The organism is Flavobacterium selenitireducens, assembly GCF_014748335.1.
GTDB lineage: Bacteria > Bacteroidota > Bacteroidia > Flavobacteriales > Flavobacteriaceae > Flavobacterium > Flavobacterium selenitireducens.
On the sequence record NZ_JAAVIY010000002.1, the window covers coordinates 332649 to 355107 of the forward strand.

Here is a 22459-nt window from a genome sequence, read left to right on the forward strand (position 1 = left end):
TTGGGCTTATTTGATGATGTTGACTTTGGCACCGTCGGTAAGGTTGATTTGACCCGAGGTGACCACGATTTCCCCATCTTCGATCCCTTTCAAGACTTCCACCTGGGTGCCCAGGATACGACCCGGCGTGATTTTGCGCAATTTTACTGCTCCGTTTTTGACCACGAAAACCTGTCCGGCGTTCACACCTCCGACGAAAGCCGTGCGCGAAATGGCGCGTATGGGTTTTTGTGCGCTTCCTTTCTGGACGAATTCGGCCGTTCCGTACATTCCGGCTTTCAATTCGTTGTTCGGGTTGTTGGCGATTTCGATTTCGATCGGGAATTTCAGCGAAGCATCGGCTTTTGGCGCGATGAACGTGATTTTTCCGGAAAATTTCCTGTCCGGATAAACACTTGCCTTGACATCGACACTGTTGCCCAATTTCAAAGAGGGAATCTGTCCTTCATCGACGGTTACCGTCAACTTCAGCTTGGACACGTTCACGAGCTCGAACAATTCCGTTCCCGGAGAAACCACCGATCCCGGCTCGATCATGCGCTTGTTCACGATCCCGTTTATCGTTGACTTGATCGTCGCATCGCCAAGGCTGATGTTGGCCTGGTCCAATTGCGCCTTCGCGTTGGCCAACGTCACTTTCGATTGGTCGAGCTGCTGCTTGGTCACACCTCCGGATTTGAACGCGTTTTCGTAGCGCTGCGCATCCGCCAAAGCGTTCTGGTAAGAAGCACGCGCGCTGGTCACGTCTACCGAAAGCTTGTCGCCTTTGATCACCGCAAGGGTTTGCCCGATGCGAACCGACGAACCTTCATCGACAAGTACTTTGACGACGCGCCCCGAATTTTCGGCAGAGAATTTCAGCTCCTGGGACGGCATGAACGTACCGTTGGAGACGAAATCGGTGGAAAGGTTTTTCGTGGAGACGGTATCGACGCGAATGGCGATGGTCGCATTCTTTTCGGATACGACGGCCTGTTCGTTCTCGTTCTTGGCCTTGTTGTTCGTCAAAACGTAGGCGATAAGTGCCACGACCGCGATGATGACGACAATATAGATAAGTTTCTTTTTCATGATTTTATTGGGTTAGTGTCTTTAATTCTCCTTTTGATTTGATGAGTTGGATTTCGGCCTTTTTGTATTCGAGCAACGCGGTGTTGTAGTTATTCTGGGCTTCTGTGCGCGCGTTTTCCGAATCGAGAAGATCCGTCAAAGTGGCCAATCCGTTGTAATAATTGTTTTGGGTATCGTTGAGCACGCTCACGGCAAGCGTCACGTTTTCCTGTTGGTTTTTGAGTGTCGCCAGATTGTTTTCGAGCTGGGCCACGGCGTCGTAATATTCCTTGGTGAGCGAAAGTCGCGTATCGAGGATGTCTTCCTGGTGCTTGCGAAGCGCGACATCGGCCTTATTGACTTTGGCTCTCGTTCCGAAACCAGCGAAGATCGGCACGCGTAAATTCAATCCGATGGCAGAATAATCGGTCCAATACACTCCGTCTGCCGGTTTTCCGCCCCAAGGGAATTCGTTGCCCAAACCTTGGTAATTGTAATTCGCAGACAGCGCAAGCGTAGGATAAAAGCCCGCTATTTCCGCCTTTTTTTGGTAAGTCAACAACTGTTCTTCCTTCTTCATAAGCTGGAATTCCGAGCGTTGTTCGACGTTGGGAACTTCGGTCATTGAAAGCGGGTTTACCTGTACGTCCTCTTTGGTAAGCACGATTTGTGTCTCGATAGGCATTCCCATGTAAAATTTGAGCGCGTTTTCGGCGAGCTGCACGGCATTCCTGTTTTGCTGGATTTGCGTTTGGATATTGTTCAGGTTGACCGTCGTCCGGTCGAGATCGATGCGTTTGGCCAAACCGTTGTCAAATTGCCCCTGTATCACGTCTCGCACTTTCTTGTTGTTGACGTAATTGCTATCCGCCACGGTCAGTCTCTCGCGGGCGACAAACACTTCGTAATAGGCATTGGCAACGCGTTCGATGACCATTTCGTCGGTAAGTGCGGCGTTTATCTGATAGAATTCCCGCGTGCTTTTAGCTGCCTGGAGCCCTGTAAAGACACTCATATCGAAAATATTCTGTGTAAGGGAAACACCCGCCGTCGAATTCCACTTCTGTCCAAAAGGGACGAGCACAATGTCGCCCGGCTGGCCTCCGAAGAACTCCGCAGGAAGCGCGCTGTTCTGTAGAATAGCGTTATAGGTCAGGTTTCCGTTTGCCGAAATGTTGGGAAGTGCCTGCGCGCGAACTTCCTGGATCTGGTAGCCAGCGTTCTCGACATCGAGCCTCGCTTTTTTGGAGTCGGCCTTATTCTGCAAAGCAAAGCTGATGGCCTCTTTTAGCGTCAAGGTTTTCGGCTGTTGGGCGCGAACACCGAAACCTATGCTAAGGATCGCAATTAATAGGATGTTTCTCATTGGGTATTTAGGTATTGATTGCTAATTGTTTCTCTAGTTCCGCGACGCCTTTTGGTGTACCGATGGCGCGGGTGTGGTAAATCAGGGCGGCGAGTTCGAGCACTTTTGCATCTTTTTCGAACATCGTCGTCTCGTTGATACGCATGATGAGCGTCCAGTAAAACCGCATGGAGTTTTCAATGTCGACGTCGCTGCGATAGTAACCTTGGGCAATTCCTTTCTCGATATTGTGGCGCATATATTGGAAACACTCGTGTTCCTCGCGATCGATGACCTGTTGGTAAATTTCCGGGTAATGCTTCTTAAGCTGGTAAAGCGGTGATGCGTCGGCGGCCTGGAAAATGCCTTCGAAAATGTTGCGTATCTGGAAATTCTCCTCTACAGGATTATAACCGCTCGAGCCGATTTCGGCAATTGTCGCAATTACGTGTTGATGTACGGATTGGGTAGATTCCGCGATAAGCACTTCTTTATTGATGAAATACTTGTAAATGGTTTTTTTCGAAATGCCCATATCGTTCGCGATATCATCCATGGTAATGCTCTTGAAGCCATACTTCAGGAACATTTCGGCCGCTCTGGTGATAATCTTCTCTTTCATTTCCTGGGTTTGAAAATCAGGTGCAAATCTATGATGGAAACTTTTTACACAAAAATAGTTTCCAAAGTATTTACAAATTTTTAACATTGACTGTTTTGGCGGCTTTTTGCCAGACGCACACAAAGGGTTACCTTAGCGCGAAATTTGCGTATGCACACCATTGACCAATACCGCGATTTTTTCGTCGCCTATCTCAAAAAGCAAACATTGCGAAAGGATCCGATCGGGCTTTACGGGCCGGTCGATTACATCATCGGGTTGGGAGGGAAGCGCATGCGTCCGATACTGACGCTCATGGGAGCTGAAGTTTTCGATACCGATTTTGAAGAAGCCTTGCCGGCGGCACTCGCCATCGAAATGTTCCACAATTTTTCGCTCGTCCACGACGATATTATGGACGACGCCCCGTTGCGCAGAGGAAATGAGACCGTTCACGAAAAGTGGAACCTCAATACCGCCATTCTTTCCGGAGATGCGATGTTGATCCTGGCCTACCAATATTTTGAACAATACGAGCCTGAGATTTTCCGCGACCTTGCAAAGTTGTTCAGCAAGACGGCTCTCGAGGTCTGTGAAGGCCAGCAATGGGATGTCGATTTTGAAACCCGCAACGATGTCACGATTCCCGACTATCTCAAGATGATCGAGAACAAAACCGCCGTTCTCGTGGGCGCGGCTTTGCAAATGGGCGCCATTATCGCGCGCACGTCCGAAGCGAATAAGAAACTGATTTACGAATTTGGCTGTAATCTCGGCATCGCTTTCCAGTTGCAGGATGATTACCTCGATGCCTTTGGCGACCCGGTTACCTTCGGAAAACAGGTGGGAGGCGACATTATCGAGAATAAAAAGACATATCTCTACCTCAAAGCCATGTCTTCGGCCACCGAAAGCCAAAAGCTGCAGGCATTGTATGCGACCAGTCCCGAAGACAGTTCGGAGAAAATAGCATCGGCGAAAGCGATTTTTGACCAAACCGGCGCGTCGGACGAGACTCAAAATGCGATTCGCGACTATACGTTCAGGGCATTTGAAACCCTTGAAAAAATGGATATTTCCGACGATAAAAAGGCGATATTGCGCACGTTCGGCGAGAATTTAATGAATCGCGAAGTATGAGTTTCGTCCCCCCGATTTCAACCGATGCCCTGCTTTCGGAAGCCGAAAGAGAGGAATTGTACCTCAAGCTCGTCGAGCAACTCAACAAAGACTTCAACCTTGCGAATGATCCTGTCGATTTCCCGCGAAGTACTTCTCCCAACGAACTCAAGATTCAACTTCACGAAAAGATATACCGTCTGATCCAGTACAAATTTGCGGAATATCTCAACTTGCTCTACATTATCGACGTTCCCGAAAATGAAGTAAAAAGCCTCGACGGATCGGACATCGTGGAACTTTCGCAACAAGTATCTTTTTTGATCCTTAAACGCGAATGGCAAAAAGTCTGGTTCCGGCACAAATTCTCCTAACTCATTTCGCTGCCAGAATCGTCTCATCGCATTCTTCCTGGCCGGTCTGGGACTCGCATAACCATTTGCCGTCGACCTGGCGGGGCGCGCCTTCGAGACAGGAACAAACGATGCATTCCGCAGTTTTTACCGAATAGAAGTAATTCTCGCGTCGCGTCAGTATCGTTGCGGCTTTCGTATCATTCTCGTACGATTCCGCGTACAGATAATAATAGGTCGAATCTGTTACGGCGTCGCGGTCTTTCCTGATTTTGAATGTAGATAATCGCGATCGGATACCGTTTTTTTCGAGTTTGGCATTCCAACTTTCGGCTAGTTCAGTTTTGTTGAGAATTTCAAAATGGCCGGCGTATACGATACCGGTTTTATGCATTTTCGATGACTGGCATCCGAAGATAAGCAGTGCTAATGGCAGATAACAGCATTTCATGGCGTATAGATTGAACCGTAAAATTACGAGGTGAAGCTCAACGCGAATTACAGTTTTTCTGCCGAAATTGTTAAAAGAAAACGCCCATCTTGCCTAATTAAGATGGGCGCGTCATTTCGAATACTTCCAAAATCAGGAGTTTCCGTATAGATTGGATTCGCAACCGTCTATCGCGATCGTCTGGCCATTCACATAGCTGCAGTCGTCGCTGAGGAGGTAGGCGACGAGTTTCCCGACTTCTTCCGGTTGCCCTAAACGGCGTGTCGGATTGCGTTGCGCATACTCTTTTTCTGCGGCGGCAGGATCCGAAGGGTTGACCTGCTTGAACGCCTCGGCGACCATAGGTGTCAGGATGGCGCCGGGAGCAATTGCATTCGTAAAAATATTGTCCTTTCCGTATTCGATCGCAGCATTTTTAGTCATGCCCGAAACGGCGTGTTTGCTTGCTACATAAGGTGTTTGGTTGATTACGCCGCGGATTCCGCCAACGGATGCGACATTGACGATCCTGCCGCCACCGTTTTTTTGCATGACCGGGATCACGTAACGCAATCCGAAATAAACGCCCGTCAGGTTGATATCGACGACTTTCCTGAACACCTCCACATCGTATTCAGTAAGTGGCGCCTGTTTGCCTTCGATTCCGGCGTTGTTGTAAAAGCCGTGTATTGCGCCAAATTCGTTAACGGTCCTATCGACATAATTTTTGACGGCCTCTTCGTTTGAAGCATCGGCGACGACCGTCAGGATTTTAATGTTCGGAACTGCATTTTGAATGTCCGATTTTGCCTTCTCAAGTGCCTCTTTGTTATAATCGACGAGCGATAAATTTGCGCCTTTTTCAGCAAGTACTTTCGCGGTTGCCAACCCAAGACCCATCGCGGCCCCGGTAATAATCACTGTTTTTCCATTAAATGAACTCATGGTATAAATATTTAGTTCCGTAAAGTTCGGGATCGGAAAACCGGTTTGTGTTAAGGAAAGAGCAATTAACTTAAATTAATGATTCAAATTGAAGCAATGAGTAATGAGTCGATTGCGGCTGGGTTTTCTAGCCGGAAAAATGTCTGCGGAAGCAAGTTTCAAAACTACCGAAATCCACAACGATCCGCGACAGAAAAACGCTGCGATTCGTCAGACCGATCCGTGACCGATCCTGCTCAGAAATAGACCCTGACAAAAGGCATCCAGGAATCTGCATAAACGGTTTTGTCGGCATCGAAGAGCAAATTATATCGAATTCCGACCGTGACGTTTTGCGTCCGATATCCGGCCCCGACGAACAAACCCGTATTCCAGAAATCATCGTGTATGGTCCCATCCTCAAAATGCTCGATTCGGGAATTGACGCGCAGTTGCTCGAGTTCGAATGACAATTGCAATTGCTCGATGGGCATCACCAATGCGATGAGGCTTCCGCCATAAATCCAGGAACGGTACTCATCTATGCTTGAACTATAATCGCAAAACCGCACGTAGTTGCCCGTAATCCCAACTCCGGCCGCGAAATATCGGTTGAAATTGTAGATCGCGCTCGGTGCGACGGCGATGTCCGTATAGCCGTTTCCGATGCCCAACCCGAGCCCGCCGCCTACCTGGACGCGTCTCCAGAAATCGGACGGCATTTTGGCATTTGCTGAATAGGTCGAGTCCTGCGCCATTACATCGATTGAGGCAAAAACGCAAAAAGTGGCGACAACGAGCCTAAACCGAACGGGAACAAGGAATTTCATGGGATTGCGATGCATTTTTTAATATCTATAAAAGTATCTAAAAAAGCATACAGATTTGGCCAATTATCGTACTTTTGCGGAACTATTTTCAAAACGTAGTCACATTCCAAACATTATGGATAGGTTTTCATTCCTGAACGCAGCGCACACCGAATTCTTCGCCGAACTTTACGACCAATATCTCGAAAATCCCGATAGCATCGAGCCAAGCTGGAGAAGCTTTTTCCAGGGTTACGACTTTGGGACGAGCGCTTATGGCGGTGTCAGTCCGGTACAGGAAATGGCCTCGGCGGCTGCCTCGAACCAGGATTTTTCCCAGATTTCAGAAAAACTTCAAAAGGAATTCAACGTCCTTAAACTCATAGATGCCTACCGCACGCGTGGCCATTTGTTCACCAAGACGAATCCGGTGCGCGAGCGTCGCGTTTTTTCGCCATCGCTTGACCTCTCGAATTTTGGTCTGTCGGATGCCGATCTTCAAACGACCTTCGATGCGGCAAAAGTCATGTATCTCGAGCCGACGACGCTCGAGGATATACTCAAGCACCTGAACCGGATTTATTGCCAGTCGATAGGCGTCGAATACATGTACATCCGCGATCCGGAAGTGCGCACCTGGATACAGGAACGCATTGGCGTGAACGACAACCGTCCGAAATTTTCGACGGAGCAGAAAAAACAAATTTTGTCCAAGTTGAACGAGGCAGTTTCTTTCGAGAATTTCCTCCATACGAAATACGTCGGCCAAAAGCGTTTCTCGCTCGAGGGTGGCGAATCGCTTATCCCTGGAGTGGACGCCCTTATTGAGGCTGCGGCCGAAAAAGGTGTCGAGCAGTTCGTCATGGGAATGGCGCACCGCGGTCGCCTGAACGTTCTGGCCAACATCTTCAACAAACCGACACAAGATATTTTCTCGGAATTTGACGGGAAAGATTACGACGACGATGCATTGTTCGACGGGGACGTGAAATACCACCTCGGTTTGACTGCCGATCGTCGGACGCAAACCGGGAAATCGATCAATGTCAACCTCGCGCCAAATCCGTCCCACCTTGAAACGGTAGGAGCCGTCATCGAAGGGATCACGCGCGCCAAACAGGATCGCTATTTCCCGAACGATGCTTCGAAAGTACTTCCGATTGCCGTCCATGGTGACGCCGCGATCGCAGGTCAGGGCATCGTTTACGAAATTGTCCAGATGGCGAAGCTTGACGGATACAAGACTGCGGGTACGATCCATATCGTAATCAACAACCAGGTCGGTTTTACGACGAATTATCTCGATGCGCGTTCGTCGACCTATTGTACCGACATTGCAAAAGTGACGCTTGCACCCGTGCTCCATGTCAACGCAGACGATACGGAAGCCGTAGTTCATGCGATGTTGTTTGCCCTCGATTACAGGATGAAATTCGGAAGCGACGTCTTCATCGACCTTCTCGGATACCGAAAATACGGCCACAACGAAGGGGACGAGCCTCGTTTCACCCAGCCGAAGTTGTACAAACTTCTCGCAAAACACAAGAACCCGCGCGACATTTACGCAGAACAGTTGAAAGCCGATGGTATCATCGACGACAGTTTTGTAAAGGGCCTCGAAGAAAAATACAAAGCGATGCTTGAGGAAAACCTTGAGGCTTCGCGTAAGAAAGACCTGACGATCATCACGCCTTTCATGCAAAACGAATGGCAAGGTTTCCACCAGGCAGACCAAGCCGAGATGCTTGAGCACGTCGATACGAAATTTGACAAGGAAAAACTGACGGAAATCGCCAAACAGATTACCGAATTGCCGTCCGACAAGAAATTCATCAGCAAGATCACGAAGCTCATCAACGACCGCAAAACGATGTGGGAAAGCGACAAACTCGATTGGGCGATGGGCGAATTGCTGGCATACGGAACGCTTATTTCCGAAGGTTACGACGTGCGGATTTCAGGACAGGACGTCGAGAGAGGAACCTTTTCTCACCGCCACGCTGTCGTGAAGGTCGAAGATTCCGAAGAAGAAGTGATCCTGTTGCAAAACCTCAAGGAAGGCAAGGGCAAGTTCAACGTGTTCAACTCGCTTTTGAGCGAATATGGCGTCGTCGGATTCGACTATGGATACGCATTGGCAAGCCCGAAAACACTGACGATCTGGGAAGCGCAGTTCGGGGACTTCTCGAATGGGGCGCAAATCATGATCGACCAGTACATTTCGGCCGCCGAGGATAAATGGAATAACCAGAACGGGCTCGTGATGTTGTTGCCTCACGGCTACGAAGGGCAAGGCGCCGAGCACTCGTCTGCGAGGATGGAGCGCTACCTTCAGCAATGCGCGAACGAAAATATGTATGTTGCCGATGTCACGACTCCGGCGAACTTTTACCACTTGCTGAGACGTCAGATGAAAACGACGTTCCGCAAACCGCTTATCGTATTTACGCCTAAGAGTTTGCTGCGCCATCCACTTGTGATCTCGACTCAGGACGAATTGGCTAACGGCCACTTCCACGAAACATTCGACGATATTACCGTTAACAAGAAAGAGGTGAAATCACTTGTATTTTGTACGGGTAAATTCTATTACGATTTGCTGGCCGAGCGCGAAAACCTCGGACGCAAAGACGTCGCTTTGGTCAGGATCGAGCAGCTGTTCCCGCTTCCGATCGAGCAACTTAAAGAAATTATCGCCTCTTATCCGAACGCCGACGATTACGTGTGGGCACAGGAAGAGCCGAGAAACATGGGCGCGTACAGCCACATGCTCATGAACTTCGACCTGGTCAAGTTGCGTGTAGCTTCATTGAAAGCCTACAGTGCGCCGGCCGCCGGAAGTTACGCACGTTCGAAGAAACGTCACGCCGCGGCTATTGCGATGGTTTTCGACAAAAATTTGTTTAATTAAAAGTTAGAGGTTAAAGATTTGAAGTTTAAGGTTCATGCGTAACTTTAAACCTTGAACTTTAAACAAAAACATTAAATTCTATATCGATGATTTTAGAAATGAAAGTTCCTTCGCCGGGCGAATCGATTACCGAAGTGGAAATCGCAACCTGGTTAGTGAAAGACGGCGATTACGTCGAGAAAGACCAGGCAATAGCCGAAGTTGATTCGGACAAGGCGACGCTTGAATTGCCTGCCGAAGCTGCCGGAATCATTACACTTAAAGCCGAAGAAGGCGACGCTGTCAAAGTCGGGCAGGTCGTTTGCCTGATCGACACGGACGCGGCAAAGCCAGACGGCGGATCGGCTCCAGCCGAAGACAAAAAAGAAGAGTCCAAGCCCGAAGCTCCAAAGGCAGAGGAGCCTAAAAAAGAAGAACCTAAAAAAGAAGAACCAAAAGCTGCCCCGGTCGCGACTTCTTATGCCTCAGGTTCGGCTTCACCGGCTGCGAAGAAAATTCTCGATGAAAAAAATATCGATGCCGCTGCCGTTTCCGGAACCGGAAAAGACGGCCGCATCACCAAAGACGACGCGGTAAACGCGACTCCGTCAATGGGAACGCCAACCGGAGGAAACCGTTCTTCCCAACGCGCCAAACTGTCGATGTTGAGACGCAAAGTTGCCGAGCGATTGGTTGCGGCCAAGAACGAAACCGCAATGCTCACGACGTTCAACGAAGTCAATATGACGCCAATAAACAATGTGAGAAACGAGTTTAAAGATGCGTTCAAAGCCAAACACGGCGGCGTTTCTTTGGGTTATATGTCGTTTTTCACAAAGGCCGTAACGAGAGCGTTGCAATTGTTCCCTGACGTAAATTCGATGATCGACGGCGACCAAAAAATCACATACGATTTTGCCGATATTTCGATCGCGGTTTCAGGCCCGAAAGGCTTGATGGTTCCGGTGGTCAGAAATGCCGAAGCGCTTTCGTTCCGCGGTATCGAATCTGAGATCAAACGTTTGGCCCTGCGCGCACGCGACGGACAGATCACGGTTGACGACATGACAGGAGGAACGTTCACGATCACGAACGGCGGTGTTTTCGGTTCTATGCTTTCGACACCTATCATCAACCCGCCTCAGTCAGGAATCCTCGGGATGCACAACATCATCGACCGCCCGATTGCCGTAAACGGACAGGTTGAAATTCACCCAATGATGTACGTGGCGCTGTCTTACGATCACCGCATCATCGACGGACGCGAATCGGTCGGATTCCTGGTGGCCGTCAAAGAAGGATTGGAAAATCCGGTAGAGCTTTTGATGAACGGAGACGCTAAAAAAGCGCTTGAATTGTAGATTTCTATTTAGTTCATATTTGAAAAACCCGCTTCGATTGGAGCGGGTTTTTTGTTTGTATCAATGCGGCAAATCTGCTATTTGAGCAGTAACTTTTCAACGGACACTTCATTTTCGTCTCTTTCCAATTTCGCAAGATACATCCCTTGCTTGGGTCCGGAAAGGTCTATTGCGGTGTCTGCAGTTATGTCTTGGGAGTTGAAAACCAATTTCCCCCGTAAGGTCATAAATCGCGAGCGAGCGATAGGAACCGTCATTCAGCGAGTGTTGACCGCCATTCATGTCGGTGACGTCGAAACCTGGGGCGATTGCCCCGTTTGGCAACTGACCTTGTGCAGTACACGAAAGGACAAATACGCCTAGCCAAATCACAATGTTCTTCTTCATAGTTTTTTGATTTATCAATAAACAGTTTAAAATAGATTACCCTAGTTTTATCGGACAAATAAGCATCATGTGATTCCTCGGTTCAATTGAAGAACGATCGGAAGATCCGGTAGGGCTTTAAATCGCATTGTTCTATTTAGTTCCTACGGGTATGAAAAGCCGAATTGTACGAAAATCCATAATAAAATATAAAGACGGGCCGTTATCTTTTAATTAATCAAAAAACGAAACATGAAAAAAGCTATTTTCAACATTCTTACCGCTTCAGCAATTTTGGCAACAATCGGCTTCCTCATGGACGGAGACGCCAAGGAACCAAGCATGTTCCTGCGTTTCGCCGAATTTTTCGGAATGGTCGGTCTTCTCTTCGGATTGATCGCAACGGTTTATTTCCCATCGCGATTCGTCTATGCGAACATCCGCAAGCGATAGTAAGCCAACGTCAAAAAAAAAACAGCTTTAGGATTTCTCTTAAAGCTGTTTTTTTTTATCGGGAAATGCGGTTATCGATTCGCCACGAATTCCGTCAGTTCATCCGTACTCGAGCTATAGGTGAACACGTCGTTCACTTTGTAATAATTGTTCGGATCGGTGCAGAACGGGAAAGCGTGCTTGGCAAGGTTCAGTCGGTTGTCTTCGAACTTGAATTCTAAGCACATCTTGGCTACTTGGGCCGCGCTCATGCAGTTGTTCGAAACCATCTGTTTAGCCGTTTTAAGCCTCGTATCTTCGAAAGTCTGCTTGCGAAGGCTTGACAGCATATCGTCGAGCTGGCGGGGCGACATCGCATAGCCGTCGCGGCAGCCTCTTGGCCTCCTGCGATCTTCCTCCGGAACAGACATTGTCGTCGTGGTGGTATGGCTGATGGTTTCGGTCATTTGAGGTTCCTGGATCGAAATATTGACGTTCATTCCGGGAGCGCTCATGCCCATAGATACGCCTCCAGCGGGTTGGGCGTTCGTAGTGGTCGTGGTCACGGTTTGGGTAACACGCGGTTGTGGCTGGCCGTAGTGCATTACGTAAAGACTTGGCGGAGGCGTGAAATCCGGTTCGATTTCCGCCATGCTGAAGAAATTCATCTTCATCTTTGACGGACTTTTCTTATCGCGCCTGATTTTGTAAGTAACGTCCATAAAGTGGTCGTCGACATCGGTAAGTGCGAGATTGTTTGTCGTGATTTCCTTTTTGGATTTGTCTTCGAAAATGATCTTGGCGCTGTAGTAAGGTTGTGGCAGGTCTTCAACGCGGAGGTTGGTTTGCGCCACATCATTGATTTTTTCACCGTTGAGGATCAGGAAAAACTTGTCGCCATCTTCAGAGAAAATCGTCAGGTGGCCGTAGTTTTGGGCATTTCCGATAAAAGACAAAAGGAGAAATAGGAGGGAAGTAAAACTCAATTTCATAAAGTTAGGGTTTGATTAGGTTTTGGCGATTACAAATCGGATGCCAAGATTAGCGATTTTCTGACAATCTGAAACAAAAAAAATCCCGACTTTATTTAAATCGGGTAATTTTAACTATTGTTTTACGGATTTTATTTATCGTGGTTATCGCGTAATTGGTTCAGTTTTTCGACAATTTCACGCGGCTTTCCCTCGAGAGGCGTCAGCAATAAGTTGATTTTGAGCGGTTGTCGGCCGTCTTGCGGTTTCGAGAACGGGCGCACTTTAATTTTTGAGGCGAGGCTTTCGTCCGACGACGTTCTGAGTGTGACTTCCGCGAAATGCTGGCTGCTGAAAATTGTACCTGCCTTTTTGTAAACGATGCTTTCAATTGCCGACCAATCGATCGGCTCCGTCAGGCTCATGCGTTCGTAAAGGCCATTCCGATCGGCCGAAAGTTGCACGCGCCGATCGAAAACCTGCGATAGTCCCGCCAGTAAAGTGAAGCCGAAAAGCACCGCATTTACCCATCCGATCGCTTGCTTGCCGGACTCGCCCGACGCGATCAGGTAGACGCCCATCGCCAGTAAAAGCGACGATAAGATCACGAGTTTTAGCGCTTTGAACACCGACTTTTTGAGTTCCATTTTTTCCATGAGGCCAAAATAACGATTATACGTGTTTTTTCAGGTAAAGCGTCTGGCTCGCGTAGTCGATGATCGCCTTGCCGTGGATCAGCACGTCGGCGCCGATAATTCCCTGGACGCGCTTGGCCTTGTGTTGTTCGAGTGCCGTATTGACGTGGGACAGATCGAAAACCACAAGGTTGAAATCGTCATACGTCCAACGCCCGATCTTGAGCAGGTTTTTGTGCGCCGCTTGCGTAAACATATCGATGGCGCCTGCTCCGGCGGCCTTGGTCTTGGAATTTTCGGTAATCAGTTTAAAAAGTTCGGTTTCCTCAAATCCGACGCAACTGTTGGAGGCGCCCGTGTCGAGGATAAAATCGCCTTTTACGCCGTTTATAGAGGCCGACAACAACAAATGCTGTGTTTTGGAAATCTTGAATCTTATCTTCCGATAATGATCTTTGTCGAGAATCTCATCTATTTGATGCATAGGCCTGGCGTGAGCCCAAATTAAGTGAATTCTGACGAAAACAAGTCTTAAGGACTTTGTAACTTTGCGTCCAATTGCGTTAAAAATGATCTTTACCGACACCCATACCCATATTTACAGCGAAGAATTTGCCGATGACAAAGGCGCCATGATGCAACGCGCATTCGATGCCGGCGTGAGGCGACTGTTCGTTCCTTCGATAGATTCCACTTATACCGAAAAAATGTACGCGATGGAAGCCGATTATCCGGACAACGTTTTCCTGATGATGGGGCTGCATCCTGTTTACGTAAAGCCGGAAACCTGGGAAGCGGAACTTGCGTTTGTCGAGGCAGAATTGGAAAGGCGCAAATTTTATGCGATCGGAGAAATCGGAATCGACCTATATTGGGATAAATCGACGTTGGGCATACAGCAACAGGCGTTTGTGAGGCAGATCCGCCTGGCCAAAAAATACCAACTTCCGATCAACATCCACGGACGCGAATCGTTCGACGAGATTTTCGAGATTCTCGAAAGCGAGAAAGCTGACGATCTTTTCGGGATTTTCCACTGCTTTACCGGCGACCAGGCTCAGGCCGAACGCGCCATTTCGCTTGGGATGAAACTCGGGATCGGTGGCGTGGCGACGTTCAAGAACGGGAAAATCGACCAATTCCTGGCTGAAATCCCAATTGAAAACATCGTGCTGGAAACCGACGCGCCTTATTTGGCTCCGGTTCCGTTCAGGGGAAAAAGAAACGAAAGCGCTTATATCCTGAATGTGGCGCGAAAGCTGTCCGAGCTTTACAATCTCCCGATCGATGCGATTGCGCGAATCACTACGGAAAATTCAAAAAACGTATACGGCATTTAAGTAAAACCTAACAAAACTTCGAATTAATTTTCGTTTTTTTGCATGTAAACAAGCGCCAATGCCAAAATTTGATGCTATCCGGCCTTTTTATGACGCCGAAGTAAATGCCGCCCTGAAATCGGTTGCGAACCATCCGATGATGAAGGCGCTTATGAATTTCACCTTTCCCGACCAACCCGAAGAAATTTGGATGTCGCAACTTGAGCACACCCATTCGATACGCGATTTCCAGTGCAATTTTGTTTACCATTCGATCCAACAAGTTCTCGAACGCAGTTCCGAAGGCATTACCACAAGCGGATTTGAAAAACTCGATCCCAACACGGCTTACCTGTTCATCTCCAACCACCGCGATATTATCCTGGACACTTCGTTGCTCAATTGTGCTTTGTTCGAACACGGCCTGATCATGACGGCCTCGGCAATTGGGGACAACCTCGTCCAGAAAGCGTTTCTCCAGGTGCTGTCGCGTTTGAATCGCAATTTTTTGGTACAGCGCAATTTGCCGCCGCGGGAGTTGCTGATGGCTTCGAAAAATCTGTCGGAATACATACAACGCTTGCTGAGGCGCGAAAACCGCTCGGTTTGGATCGCCCAACGCGAAGGCAGAACCAAGGACGGAAACGACCAGACGCAACAAGGTGTGCTGAAGATGTTGGCGATGGGATCGAATGAGGAAAACTTGATGGATTATTTCAAAAAAGTCAGGATCGTCCCGATATCGATTTCGTACGAATATGATCCTACCGATGCCCTGAAAATGCCAAGATTGCTCGCGGAGGCCAACAACGAGAAATACATCAAGGAGAAGAACGAAGATTTCCTGACGCTGCTTTCGGGTATAATGGGCCAGAAGAAGCGCATCCATATTCACGTAGGCGATGTGTTGATGTCCGAAATCGACGCGATCAAATCTGAATTCGACAACACCCAAAAGCAAATCCAGGCGCTGACGCAGGTTATCGATTCCGCCGTGATCGACGGTTATAAATTGTGGCCGACGAATTTCATTGCCTACGACCTGCTGCACAAAACCGATACGTATACCGACCGCTATACCGAAAAGGAAAAGGAGCTGTTCGAACGCCGTCTTGAGATCAGGATAGATGAGGACAATCCGGTGCTTCTCGAAGGATTCTTGGCTATGTACGCCAACCCGGTCGTGAACAAACTCAAATATGCCGATGCCGTCTAAGCCTAAAATCCTGTTGATTTACACAGGCGGTACGATTGGAATGGTCAAGGATTTCAAGACCGGCGCACTCAAGGCATTCAACTTTTCCAAACTTTTGCAGAAGATTCCCGAACTCAAATTGCTCGATTGCGATATCGAGACGTTTTCGTTCGACAAGCCTATCGATTCCTCAAATATGAATCCGGATAAGTGGATCAAGATGGTCGACATCATCGAAAGCCATTACGATTCCTGCGACGGATTCGTGATTTTGCACGGGTCGGATACGATGAGCTATTCGGCTTCGGCCATCAGTTTTATGCTCGAGCATTTAAGCAAGCCCGTTATCTTTACGGGTTCCCAGCTTCCGATAGGCGACCTTCGTACCGATGCCAAAGAAAACCTGATTACGGCCATCCAGATCGCTTCATTGCGCGAACAGGACAAACCCTTGATCTCTGAAGTTTGCCTCTATTTCGAATACAAACTTTATCGCGGCAACCGCACGACGAAGATCAACGCGGAACATTTCAACGCGTTTACCTCACCCAATTACCAACCGCTTGCCGAATCCGGCGTTCACCTGAAAGTCGACCGGGACGCGGCTTTTCCGCTCAACGGTACCAAAAAATTGCGTATTCACCGCCACATGGATGACGATGTGGTCGTGCTCAAGATATTTCCGGGTATTAATCCCGAGGTGCTTTCGGCGATTTTAAACATTCCCAACCTAAAAGGCCTCGTGCTCGAAACGTATGGGTCCGGCAATGCGCCTACCGAAAAGTGGTTCGTTTCGGCATTGCAGAAAGCGATTAAAAACGGACTCCACATCATCAACGTGACCCAATGCGCCGGCGGAAGCGTCAGCATGGGGCAATATGAAACCAGTACACAGCTCAAGAAAATCGGCGTGATTTCGGGAAAAGACATGACAACGGAGGCGGCCATCACCAAATTAATGTATCTGCTTGGGCAAAAAATAGCCCCGGATTCGTTTCGCGATGCGTTCGAAAAATCGATACGGGGAGAAATGTCGCAGGCGAAGTAGTTTTTTACCTATTCGGAAGCAGGCAAATCCACCGAAAATTCCAATTCGCTTTGTTTCATTTTACAAAACCGGGACTTAATAGTAGCGCGAACCAAAAAAAATGTGTTTCTTTGCACTCGCAAATTAGAGAGGTGTCCGAGTGGTTGAAGGAGCAAGCCTGGAAAGTTTGTATGTGGGCAACTGCATCGTGGGTTCGAATCCCATCCTCTCTGCGTTCGGAATGCGCTTTCCATTGGAAAGCGCATTTTTTGTTTCTGCCGGCGTCGAAAGGCTTTCGCCTTTCGTAAGTTGGCAGAAACAAAAAATGCAAGCCGCCTTTTCCGGCGGCGCATTCCGAAACGACAGATTCCCTCTACGGGATCACCTCAGGTAATCCCATCAGCAATGGCTTTTCGCCTTTCGTAAGTTGGCAGAAACAAAAAATGCAAGCCGTCTTTACCGGCGGCGCATTCCGAAACGACAGATTCCCTCTACGGGATCACCTCAGGTAATCCCATCAGCAATGGCTTTTCGCCTTTCGTAAGTTGGCAGAAACAAAAAATGCAAACCGCCTTTTCCGGCGGCGCATTCCGAAACGACAGATTCCCTCTACGGGATCACCTCAGGTAATCCCATCGCAATGGCTTTTCGCCTTTCGTAAGTTGGCAGAAGCAAAAAATGCAAGCCGCCTTTTCCGGCGGCGCATTCCGAAACGACAGATTCCCTTGATATCGCCTCAAATAATTCTGATTAGTTGAATCCATCGGAAGCAAAATCGCGTGCCGACTTAAAGCGGCGAAGGTTAATGACACATTCCTTCTGGGAACATTGCCGATAATCCATCAGTTAAAAAAAAACTCTAGCCGTCTTTACCGCCGCTTCTCTCCGTACAGTCGTCCAAGTGACAACTCAAAAAAGCCTTACAAAAATTCTGTTACACAAAAATTTGCAACAGGAAATTTGAAACAAAATGCTGAGGTTTTGTATTCCGCGCGCATTACGTCATGTATGAAATCATTTTAGAACGGAAACTGTCAGATGGCGTCCCATCCAAAATCTAATGAAAATGCAAAAAATGGGGGAAACTTCGTCCTTGCCCCGAAAGTAGCCCGAGACCACAACACTCCTGACTCGTTAAGCCGAAAACCTCGCAATCGTTACCCTTGGAAAAGAAAAAACGCAAATGAACACGACTGTAGTTTGTTCATCGCCCAACCTTTTTCGGCAATAGCTAAAATTGCCATACAAAAGTTCCAAAACTGTAAGCTACGTGAAAAATTAGAAGTAGTTTAGACGATTATAAAAACACTATCAATGAGCACTATCCAAGCATTGCAGTCCAATTCGAAATTAATTACAGAAAAGTGGCTGCTTTTACAAGCAAGTGAAGAGGGAGATTTTGCAGATGCACAAACCGAAGAACAAAAAGCCGAGGCTGCCGAACTCGTAACGAGCCTGGTAAAATCCTTGACGGAAAATTCAATTGACGATCCGGATTCGGACGCTTTCAGCAAAGTAAAAGAAAACGTGGGAATCCTGTCGTTATCGCGCGCGAGACAAGGTTATTCTCCTCGCGAGACGGCAACGTTTATCTTGCGTCTCAAGGAAGCGATGCTCGAAGTCTTGTCGTCCGAAATTACCGACGCAAAACAATTATACGCCGACAGTCTTAAAATAAGCAAGATTCTCGACAACATCATGATCAATTCGTTTGAATCGTTCATAAAAGGACGCGAGGACATCATCATGCGCCAAACCGATGAAATAACCGAAATCTCTACGCCGGTAATCCGGGTTTGGGACGGCGTGTTGGCCTTGCCGATCATCGGGACGCTTGACAGTTCGCGCACCCAGGTCGTCATGGAAAGCCTGCTCCAACAAATCGTCGAGAGCGAAAGTTCGATCGCGATTTTGGACATATCCGGCGTTCCTGCGGTAGATACGTTGGTTGCGCAGCATTTGATCAAAACGGTAAGCGCGACGAGATTGATGGGCGCCGAGTGCATCATCAGCGGTATTCGCCCTGAAATCGCCCAAACGATCGTCCACCTCGGGATCGACCTTTCCGGCATCATCACCAAGGCTACGCTTGCGAGTGCGTTGAGGACTTCGTTTGACATGCTTCGTTACGACGTGGTAAAAAAATCCGAGAGAAAACTAGCAACCGGTGCCTAAATGGAAAAGATTCCGATATTAAAGTTTGGCGAGTTCCTGCTCGTCACGATTCAAGTCGACCTGTACGACCAACTCGCCGAAAACCTTGAAGCCGACCTTATCAATCTCGTCCGCAAGCACCACTCCCGCGGTGTGCTTATCGACATTTCGGCGGTTTCGATCATCGATTCCTTTATGGGCCGCATCCTGGTCAATATCGCCAAAATGTCGAAAATAATGGATGCCGAAACCGTCGTTACCGGAATGCAGCCTGCCGTGGCCATTACCCTAATCGAACTCGGTTTGCACTTTGAAGGAGTGTACAATGCACTCAATATTGAAAAGGGCATGGAATTGCTTCGCTCAAAAATCTACAACCTTGACGAAGACCATGACATTTACAGTTCAGAATAGGGAGGAGATTGCCGTAACGATCGAAAAAGACGCCATATTTTTTCGCAATGCGGTCAAGACGTATGCGACAAAGATATCCATGGGCCTGCTTTATCAGACCAAGATCATCACCGCGGCGAGCGAAATCGTCCGGAACCTGCTCAAATACGGTGGAGGCGGCAAAGCGATGATAGAAACGGTCACCGACGGGCGCAAGGTTGGTATCCGGCTAACGTTTAAGGATTCCGGGCCCGGCATACCGGATCTGGACAAGGCAATGAGCGATGGTTTTTCGACTGGAAAGAGTTTGGGATTAGGATTGCCCGGTGCAAAACGACTTGTCGACCAATTCGATATCCGTTCGACGGTCGGAGTGGGAACCACAGTTACCCTTTTGAAATGGAAGTGATAAAGCGGGCGTTTTTTACCGAAATGGAAGTGGAAGACCGCAGCCATATCGCATTTATCAAAAGACAGGTGAATGCAGATCTTGCCGATCACGGCATCAGCTTGCAGCAGGCAGCGAAAGTCGACCTCGTGATTGCCGAGCTGGCCACGAATATCATCAAGCACGCGGGATTTGGAAAATTGCTTTACCGCATTTCCAAAAAAGCAAGCGAAATCGTTTTTGAAATGTACAGCCTCGACAATGGTCCCGGCAGTGACAACATGCAGAAAAAAGTACAGGACGGCGTTTCGTCGAGTAATACATTAGGGCATGGCCTGGGCTCGATCAAACGGCTGAGCCGGGACTTCCATATTTATTCGGCAAAGAATTGGGGAACCGTCGTGTACTGCAAGGTCGTCGTTTCAGGGCCCGAAGTCATCGACAGCCGAAAGCCGACTGTAGACATGGGCGCCGTCCAGGTGTGCTATCCCGGCGAAAAGATATGTGGCGATGCCTATGCGGTTCGCAAAGTCGAAAAAGGCTACCTGATTTTTGTAGGCGATGGCCTCGGACACGGTTTCAACGCCCACCACGCCGTGAAGCTCGCCCTCGAAATTTTCGACAGCACGCGTTCGGTCGATCCGGTCGTTATCCTCACCGATATGAACCGACATGTAAAAGACAGCCGGGGTCTCGTTGCCAGTGTGATTTACCTCAATATGACAGATGCGAAGATGTCCGTATGCGGCGTGGGGAATATTTCGGTTCGGGTAGTCAACGGTCTTGCTTACAAGAGCTTTATTTCCTATAATGGGATCATTGGCGCGAATTTCCCGCGTACGATCGTAAACAGCACTTACGATTTGTGCAAATACGATATTTTAGTGGTAAATTCAGATGGTATCCAGAGCAAATGGAACCTCAACGCCATGCCGTCGATTTTGAAATATGACGCCAACATCATCGCTTCGGCTATCTATAAAAGTTATGCGCGCAATAATGACGACATGACCGTATTTACGGCAAAAATATCTATCTGATGATTGAAATCGTACGCATCGACCTCGACAACGAAATGGACCTTATCCTGGCCCACAAAAGAGCCATGAAACTGTTGGAACTTTGCGGGATCGGATTGTCGGCCCAAACCACTTTTGCGACCGCCGTCTCGGAAATTGCGCGTTGCTCGATAGGCGATGGCCTCGAGTCGTCCCTTTCCCTGGGAATTCAGGTAAGCGGAAGGTCGAGAAAAGATGTCGTGGCCATCATCAAGGACAAGGTCAACCTGAAAAAACTCCGGCCGAACCCTTTTCGGTACGCCGAGCGGCTTAGCGGCGGGATTACCGATGAACAAAAAGACGGTTTTTTCACCTACAGCTTATCTGCAAAAATTCGGTTTGCGACGTTGATAACAGATGCCAGGATCAAGGACTTCAGGAGTTTCTTCGAGACCGAACCGCCTCTGTCGCCTTATGACGAAATCCGGAAAAAGAACGTGCAGCTCATCACGCTTTCCGAGCAACTTTCCGACAGTGAGGAACAATACCGGCATCTATCGGAAAGTTTGCCGCAGCTCATATTCTCGATGAACCCGAAAAAAGAGGTCACGCTCAGCAACAAAAACTTCAAATCCTATTTTGGTAGTGAAGGCCTCGATTTCGGGTTGCTCAGCAGCAGCGTTCTTCACGGGGACGATCTGGACGGTTTTACCACCGTTTTCAACCACTCGCTCGCAGAGAAGAAAATCATGCGCTCTCAGGTGAGGCTCAAGGGCAAAAAAGAATTCGTATGGCATTTGTTTTCGCTGGTTCCGTTCAAGGACGAGCACAACAACGTCACAAAGTGGAATGGTTTTTTTGTAGATATCCACGCCCAGAAACTCGTTGAGGAAACCTTGCGCGACAACCAGGAACTCAAACAAGTGCAACAGCAACTGGTCAGCAACCAAAAGCTGCTGGAAGCTACCGTGGGCGACCTGACCAAAAAGAACAACGAACTCGAACAATTCGCCCATATCGTAAGCCACGACCTTCAGGAACCGCTGCGCAAAATGCAGTTTTTCGCCTCATTTTACCAGGACAGCGAACTTGCCACCAAACAGGAATATGCACCCAAGATCATACAATCTGCCGGAAGGCTCCGGGATCTTATCGGGGGAATCCTGCAATTTTCGCATATCGGCCATAAAGATTCCGAATTCCGCCAGGTCGACTTGGATGCGATCCTGAATAACGTCGTCGCCGATCACGAACTTTTGATAGCGGAGCGCACCGCAAACGTGGACATTTCGCCACTTCCGACAATCCACGGGGACGCCAGCCAATTGTACCAGCTGTTTTCGAACCTTTTGTCGAATTCGTTGAAATACTCTACGGAAATTCCGCACATTACGCTAAACGCCACGCAAATCACCGCCGGGCACGAAGACTTTCTCAAAACAGGGCGTGTCTACCACCATCTGATGTTTACAGATAACGGCATAGGGTTCAAAGACGAATACAAGGAATTCATTTTCAAGATATTCAAGCGGCTGCATGAGAACAAGGAATTTACGGGAACCGGTCTCGGGCTTGCCATCTGTAAAAAGGTAATAGAGAACCATTCCGGACATATCACCGTGGAATCCCAGCCGCAAAAAGGCGCGACTTTCCACCTTTACTTCCCTTCGGTCGGACATTAGGCATTGACATACAACGA

The 22459-nt window shown here is 48.4% G+C and carries 22 protein-coding genes and 1 tRNA gene; 14 read left to right on the forward strand and 9 right to left on the reverse strand.

From position 1 onward, the window contains the following. Positions 1-6 precede the first annotated feature (6 nt). From HC229_RS05005 to HC229_RS05015, 3 genes are read right to left on the reverse strand one after another with little or no spacing between them, the layout of a single operon-like run. Entirely contained in the window at positions 7-1071 is a 1065-nt protein-coding gene (locus tag HC229_RS05005; protein ID WP_191019364.1) for an efflux RND transporter periplasmic adaptor subunit, read from the reverse strand. Positions 1072-1075: 4 nt separating this feature from the next. After that, positions 1076-2416 carry a TolC family protein gene (locus HC229_RS05010; protein ID WP_191019365.1) on the reverse strand — a complete coding sequence of 447 codons (1341 nt, stop codon included), beginning with the start codon at positions 2414-2416 and terminating at the stop codon, positions 1076-1078. 7 nt (positions 2417-2423) lie between these two features. After that, positions 2424-3017, reverse strand: coding sequence for a TetR/AcrR family transcriptional regulator (locus HC229_RS05015; RefSeq protein WP_191019366.1), 594 nt, complete (start codon positions 3015-3017; stop codon positions 2424-2426). A 150-nt stretch (positions 3018-3167) separates the two neighbouring features. Here HC229_RS05015 and HC229_RS05020 point away from each other — a divergent pair, with 150 nt between their 5' ends. Further along, the gene (locus HC229_RS05020; protein WP_191019367.1) at positions 3168-4136 is read left to right on the forward strand and encodes a polyprenyl synthetase family protein; all 969 of its coding nucleotides are present in this window, start codon (positions 3168-3170) and stop codon (positions 4134-4136) included. Then, a complete protein-coding gene (locus HC229_RS05025; protein WP_191019368.1) occupies positions 4133-4489 on the forward strand; it encodes a hypothetical protein in 357 nt (118 codons plus the stop codon). Before HC229_RS05020 ends, HC229_RS05025 begins: the two co-directional genes overlap by 4 nt. Before the next feature lies 1 nt (position 4490). On the opposite strand, the gene HC229_RS05030 is transcribed toward HC229_RS05025, so the two are convergent. The 3 genes from HC229_RS05030 to HC229_RS05040 form a co-directional block, all read right to left on the reverse strand. Beyond that, entirely contained in the window at positions 4491-4919 is a 429-nt protein-coding gene (locus HC229_RS05030) for a hypothetical protein (RefSeq protein WP_191019369.1), read from the reverse strand. Between the two features lie 132 nt (positions 4920-5051). Next, complete coding sequence (locus HC229_RS05035) at positions 5052-5843, reverse strand: glucose 1-dehydrogenase (RefSeq protein WP_191019370.1); 792 nt, start codon at positions 5841-5843, stop codon at positions 5052-5054. A 236-nt stretch (positions 5844-6079) separates the two neighbouring features. Beyond that, positions 6080-6652 carry a hypothetical protein gene (locus HC229_RS05040; protein WP_223845525.1) on the reverse strand — a complete coding sequence of 191 codons (573 nt, stop codon included), beginning with the start codon at positions 6650-6652 and terminating at the stop codon, positions 6080-6082. Positions 6653-6767: 115 nt separating this feature from the next. On the opposite strand from HC229_RS05040, the gene HC229_RS05045 reads away from it, so the two are divergent. The 3 genes from HC229_RS05045 to HC229_RS05055 all read left to right on the forward strand — a co-directional run bounded on the left by HC229_RS05045 (position 6768) and on the right by HC229_RS05055 (position 11701). Then, the gene (locus HC229_RS05045; RefSeq protein ID WP_191019372.1) at positions 6768-9542 is read left to right on the forward strand and encodes a 2-oxoglutarate dehydrogenase E1 component; all 2775 of its coding nucleotides are present in this window, start codon (positions 6768-6770) and stop codon (positions 9540-9542) included. An 86-nt stretch (positions 9543-9628) separates the two neighbouring features. After that, positions 9629-10882: a 2-oxoglutarate dehydrogenase complex dihydrolipoyllysine-residue succinyltransferase gene (gene odhB / locus HC229_RS05050; protein ID WP_191019373.1), complete on the forward strand. Its 1254-nt coding sequence runs from the start codon at positions 9629-9631 to the stop codon at positions 10880-10882. A gap of 618 nt (positions 10883-11500) precedes the next feature. Continuing rightward, positions 11501-11701: a hypothetical protein gene (locus tag HC229_RS05055; protein ID WP_191019374.1), complete on the forward strand. Its 201-nt coding sequence runs from the start codon at positions 11501-11503 to the stop codon at positions 11699-11701. A gap of 71 nt (positions 11702-11772) precedes the next feature. Here the strand turns inward: HC229_RS05055 and HC229_RS05060 are convergent, their stop codons facing one another. From HC229_RS05060 to HC229_RS05070, 3 genes are all read right to left on the reverse strand, one after another. Further along, entirely contained in the window at positions 11773-12672 is a 900-nt protein-coding gene (locus HC229_RS05060; RefSeq protein ID WP_191019375.1) for a DUF4476 domain-containing protein, read from the reverse strand. Between the two features lie 131 nt (positions 12673-12803). Then, complete coding sequence (locus HC229_RS05065; RefSeq protein WP_191019376.1) at positions 12804-13307, reverse strand: STM3941 family protein; 504 nt, start codon at positions 13305-13307, stop codon at positions 12804-12806. A 16-nt stretch (positions 13308-13323) separates the two neighbouring features. After that, entirely contained in the window at positions 13324-13770 is a 447-nt protein-coding gene (locus HC229_RS05070) for a retropepsin-like aspartic protease (RefSeq protein WP_191019377.1), read from the reverse strand. 85 nt (positions 13771-13855) lie between these two features. On the opposite strand from HC229_RS05070, the gene HC229_RS05075 reads away from it, so the two are divergent. The 9 genes from HC229_RS05075 (at position 13856) to HC229_RS05115 (ending at position 22442) form a co-directional block, all read left to right on the forward strand. Continuing rightward, a complete protein-coding gene (locus HC229_RS05075) occupies positions 13856-14626 on the forward strand; it encodes a TatD family hydrolase (RefSeq protein WP_191019378.1) in 771 nt (256 codons plus the stop codon). 58 nt (positions 14627-14684) lie between these two features. Further along, positions 14685-15821 carry a 1-acyl-sn-glycerol-3-phosphate acyltransferase gene (locus tag HC229_RS05080; RefSeq protein WP_191019379.1) on the forward strand — a complete coding sequence of 379 codons (1137 nt, stop codon included), beginning with the start codon at positions 14685-14687 and terminating at the stop codon, positions 15819-15821. Further along, positions 15811-16848, forward strand: a complete 1038-nt coding sequence (locus HC229_RS05085) for an asparaginase (protein ID WP_191019538.1) — start codon at positions 15811-15813, stop codon at positions 16846-16848. Before HC229_RS05080 ends, HC229_RS05085 begins: the two co-directional genes overlap by 11 nt. A gap of 125 nt (positions 16849-16973) precedes the next feature. Beyond that, positions 16974-17060: transfer RNA gene (locus HC229_RS05090), tRNA-Ser, on the forward strand. 1081 nt (positions 17061-18141) lie between these two features. Beyond that, positions 18142-19002 (forward strand): STAS domain-containing protein, encoded by an 861-nt coding sequence (locus HC229_RS05095; RefSeq protein ID WP_191019380.1) that lies wholly within the window; start codon positions 18142-18144, stop codon positions 19000-19002. Then, positions 19003-19395: an STAS domain-containing protein gene (locus HC229_RS05100; protein WP_191019381.1), complete on the forward strand. Its 393-nt coding sequence runs from the start codon at positions 19003-19005 to the stop codon at positions 19393-19395. Continuing rightward, positions 19373-19783: an anti-sigma regulatory factor gene (locus tag HC229_RS05105; protein WP_191019382.1), complete on the forward strand. Its 411-nt coding sequence runs from the start codon at positions 19373-19375 to the stop codon at positions 19781-19783. The genes HC229_RS05100 and HC229_RS05105 overlap by 23 nt, the downstream gene beginning before the upstream one ends. After that, positions 19774-20802 (forward strand): ATP-binding protein, encoded by a 1029-nt coding sequence (locus tag HC229_RS05110; RefSeq protein WP_191019383.1) that lies wholly within the window; start codon positions 19774-19776, stop codon positions 20800-20802. The genes HC229_RS05105 and HC229_RS05110 overlap by 10 nt, the downstream gene beginning before the upstream one ends. After that, a complete protein-coding gene (locus tag HC229_RS05115; protein WP_191019384.1) occupies positions 20802-22442 on the forward strand; it encodes a PAS domain-containing sensor histidine kinase in 1641 nt (546 codons plus the stop codon). Before HC229_RS05110 ends, HC229_RS05115 begins: the two co-directional genes overlap by 1 nt. Positions 22443-22459: the final 17 nt, after the last annotated feature.

What these genes read in the sequence shown, in the direction of transcription:
- HC229_RS05005 (WP_191019364.1), bottom strand. Translation starts at nt 1,071, where the DNA reads ATGAAAAAGAAACTTATCTATATTGTCGTCATCATCGCGGTCGTGGCA.
- HC229_RS05010 (WP_191019365.1), bottom strand. Translation starts at nt 2,416, where the DNA reads ATGAGAAACATCCTATTAATTGCGATCCTTAGCATAGGTTTCGGTGTT.
- HC229_RS05015 (WP_191019366.1), bottom strand. Translation starts at nt 3,017, where the DNA reads ATGAAAGAGAAGATTATCACCAGAGCGGCCGAAATGTTCCTGAAGTAT.
- HC229_RS05020 (WP_191019367.1), top strand. Translation starts at nt 3,168, where the DNA reads ATGCACACCATTGACCAATACCGCGATTTTTTCGTCGCCTATCTCAAA.
- HC229_RS05025 (WP_191019368.1), top strand. Translation starts at nt 4,133, where the DNA reads ATGAGTTTCGTCCCCCCGATTTCAACCGATGCCCTGCTTTCGGAAGCC.
- HC229_RS05030 (WP_191019369.1), bottom strand. Translation starts at nt 4,919, where the DNA reads ATGAAATGCTGTTATCTGCCATTAGCACTGCTTATCTTCGGATGCCAG.
- HC229_RS05035 (WP_191019370.1), bottom strand. Translation starts at nt 5,843, where the DNA reads ATGAGTTCATTTAATGGAAAAACAGTGATTATTACCGGGGCCGCGATG.
- HC229_RS05040 (WP_223845525.1), bottom strand. Translation starts at nt 6,652, where the DNA reads ATGAAATTCCTTGTTCCCGTTCGGTTTAGGCTCGTTGTCGCCACTTTT.
- HC229_RS05045 (WP_191019372.1), top strand. Translation starts at nt 6,768, where the DNA reads ATGGATAGGTTTTCATTCCTGAACGCAGCGCACACCGAATTCTTCGCC.
- odhB (WP_191019373.1), top strand. Translation starts at nt 9,629, where the DNA reads ATGATTTTAGAAATGAAAGTTCCTTCGCCGGGCGAATCGATTACCGAA.
- HC229_RS05055 (WP_191019374.1), top strand. Translation starts at nt 11,501, where the DNA reads ATGAAAAAAGCTATTTTCAACATTCTTACCGCTTCAGCAATTTTGGCA.
- HC229_RS05060 (WP_191019375.1), bottom strand. Translation starts at nt 12,672, where the DNA reads ATGAAATTGAGTTTTACTTCCCTCCTATTTCTCCTTTTGTCTTTTATC.
- HC229_RS05065 (WP_191019376.1), bottom strand. Translation starts at nt 13,307, where the DNA reads ATGGAAAAAATGGAACTCAAAAAGTCGGTGTTCAAAGCGCTAAAACTC.
- HC229_RS05070 (WP_191019377.1), bottom strand. Translation starts at nt 13,770, where the DNA reads ATGCATCAAATAGATGAGATTCTCGACAAAGATCATTATCGGAAGATA.
- HC229_RS05075 (WP_191019378.1), top strand. Translation starts at nt 13,856, where the DNA reads ATGATCTTTACCGACACCCATACCCATATTTACAGCGAAGAATTTGCC.
- HC229_RS05080 (WP_191019379.1), top strand. Translation starts at nt 14,685, where the DNA reads ATGCCAAAATTTGATGCTATCCGGCCTTTTTATGACGCCGAAGTAAAT.
- HC229_RS05085 (WP_191019538.1), top strand. Translation starts at nt 15,811, where the DNA reads ATGCCGTCTAAGCCTAAAATCCTGTTGATTTACACAGGCGGTACGATT.
- HC229_RS05095 (WP_191019380.1), top strand. Translation starts at nt 18,142, where the DNA reads ATGAGCACTATCCAAGCATTGCAGTCCAATTCGAAATTAATTACAGAA.
- HC229_RS05100 (WP_191019381.1), top strand. Translation starts at nt 19,003, where the DNA reads ATGGAAAAGATTCCGATATTAAAGTTTGGCGAGTTCCTGCTCGTCACG.
- HC229_RS05105 (WP_191019382.1), top strand. Translation starts at nt 19,373, where the DNA reads ATGACATTTACAGTTCAGAATAGGGAGGAGATTGCCGTAACGATCGAA.
- HC229_RS05110 (WP_191019383.1), top strand. Translation starts at nt 19,774, where the DNA reads ATGGAAGTGATAAAGCGGGCGTTTTTTACCGAAATGGAAGTGGAAGAC.
- HC229_RS05115 (WP_191019384.1), top strand. Translation starts at nt 20,802, where the DNA reads ATGATTGAAATCGTACGCATCGACCTCGACAACGAAATGGACCTTATC.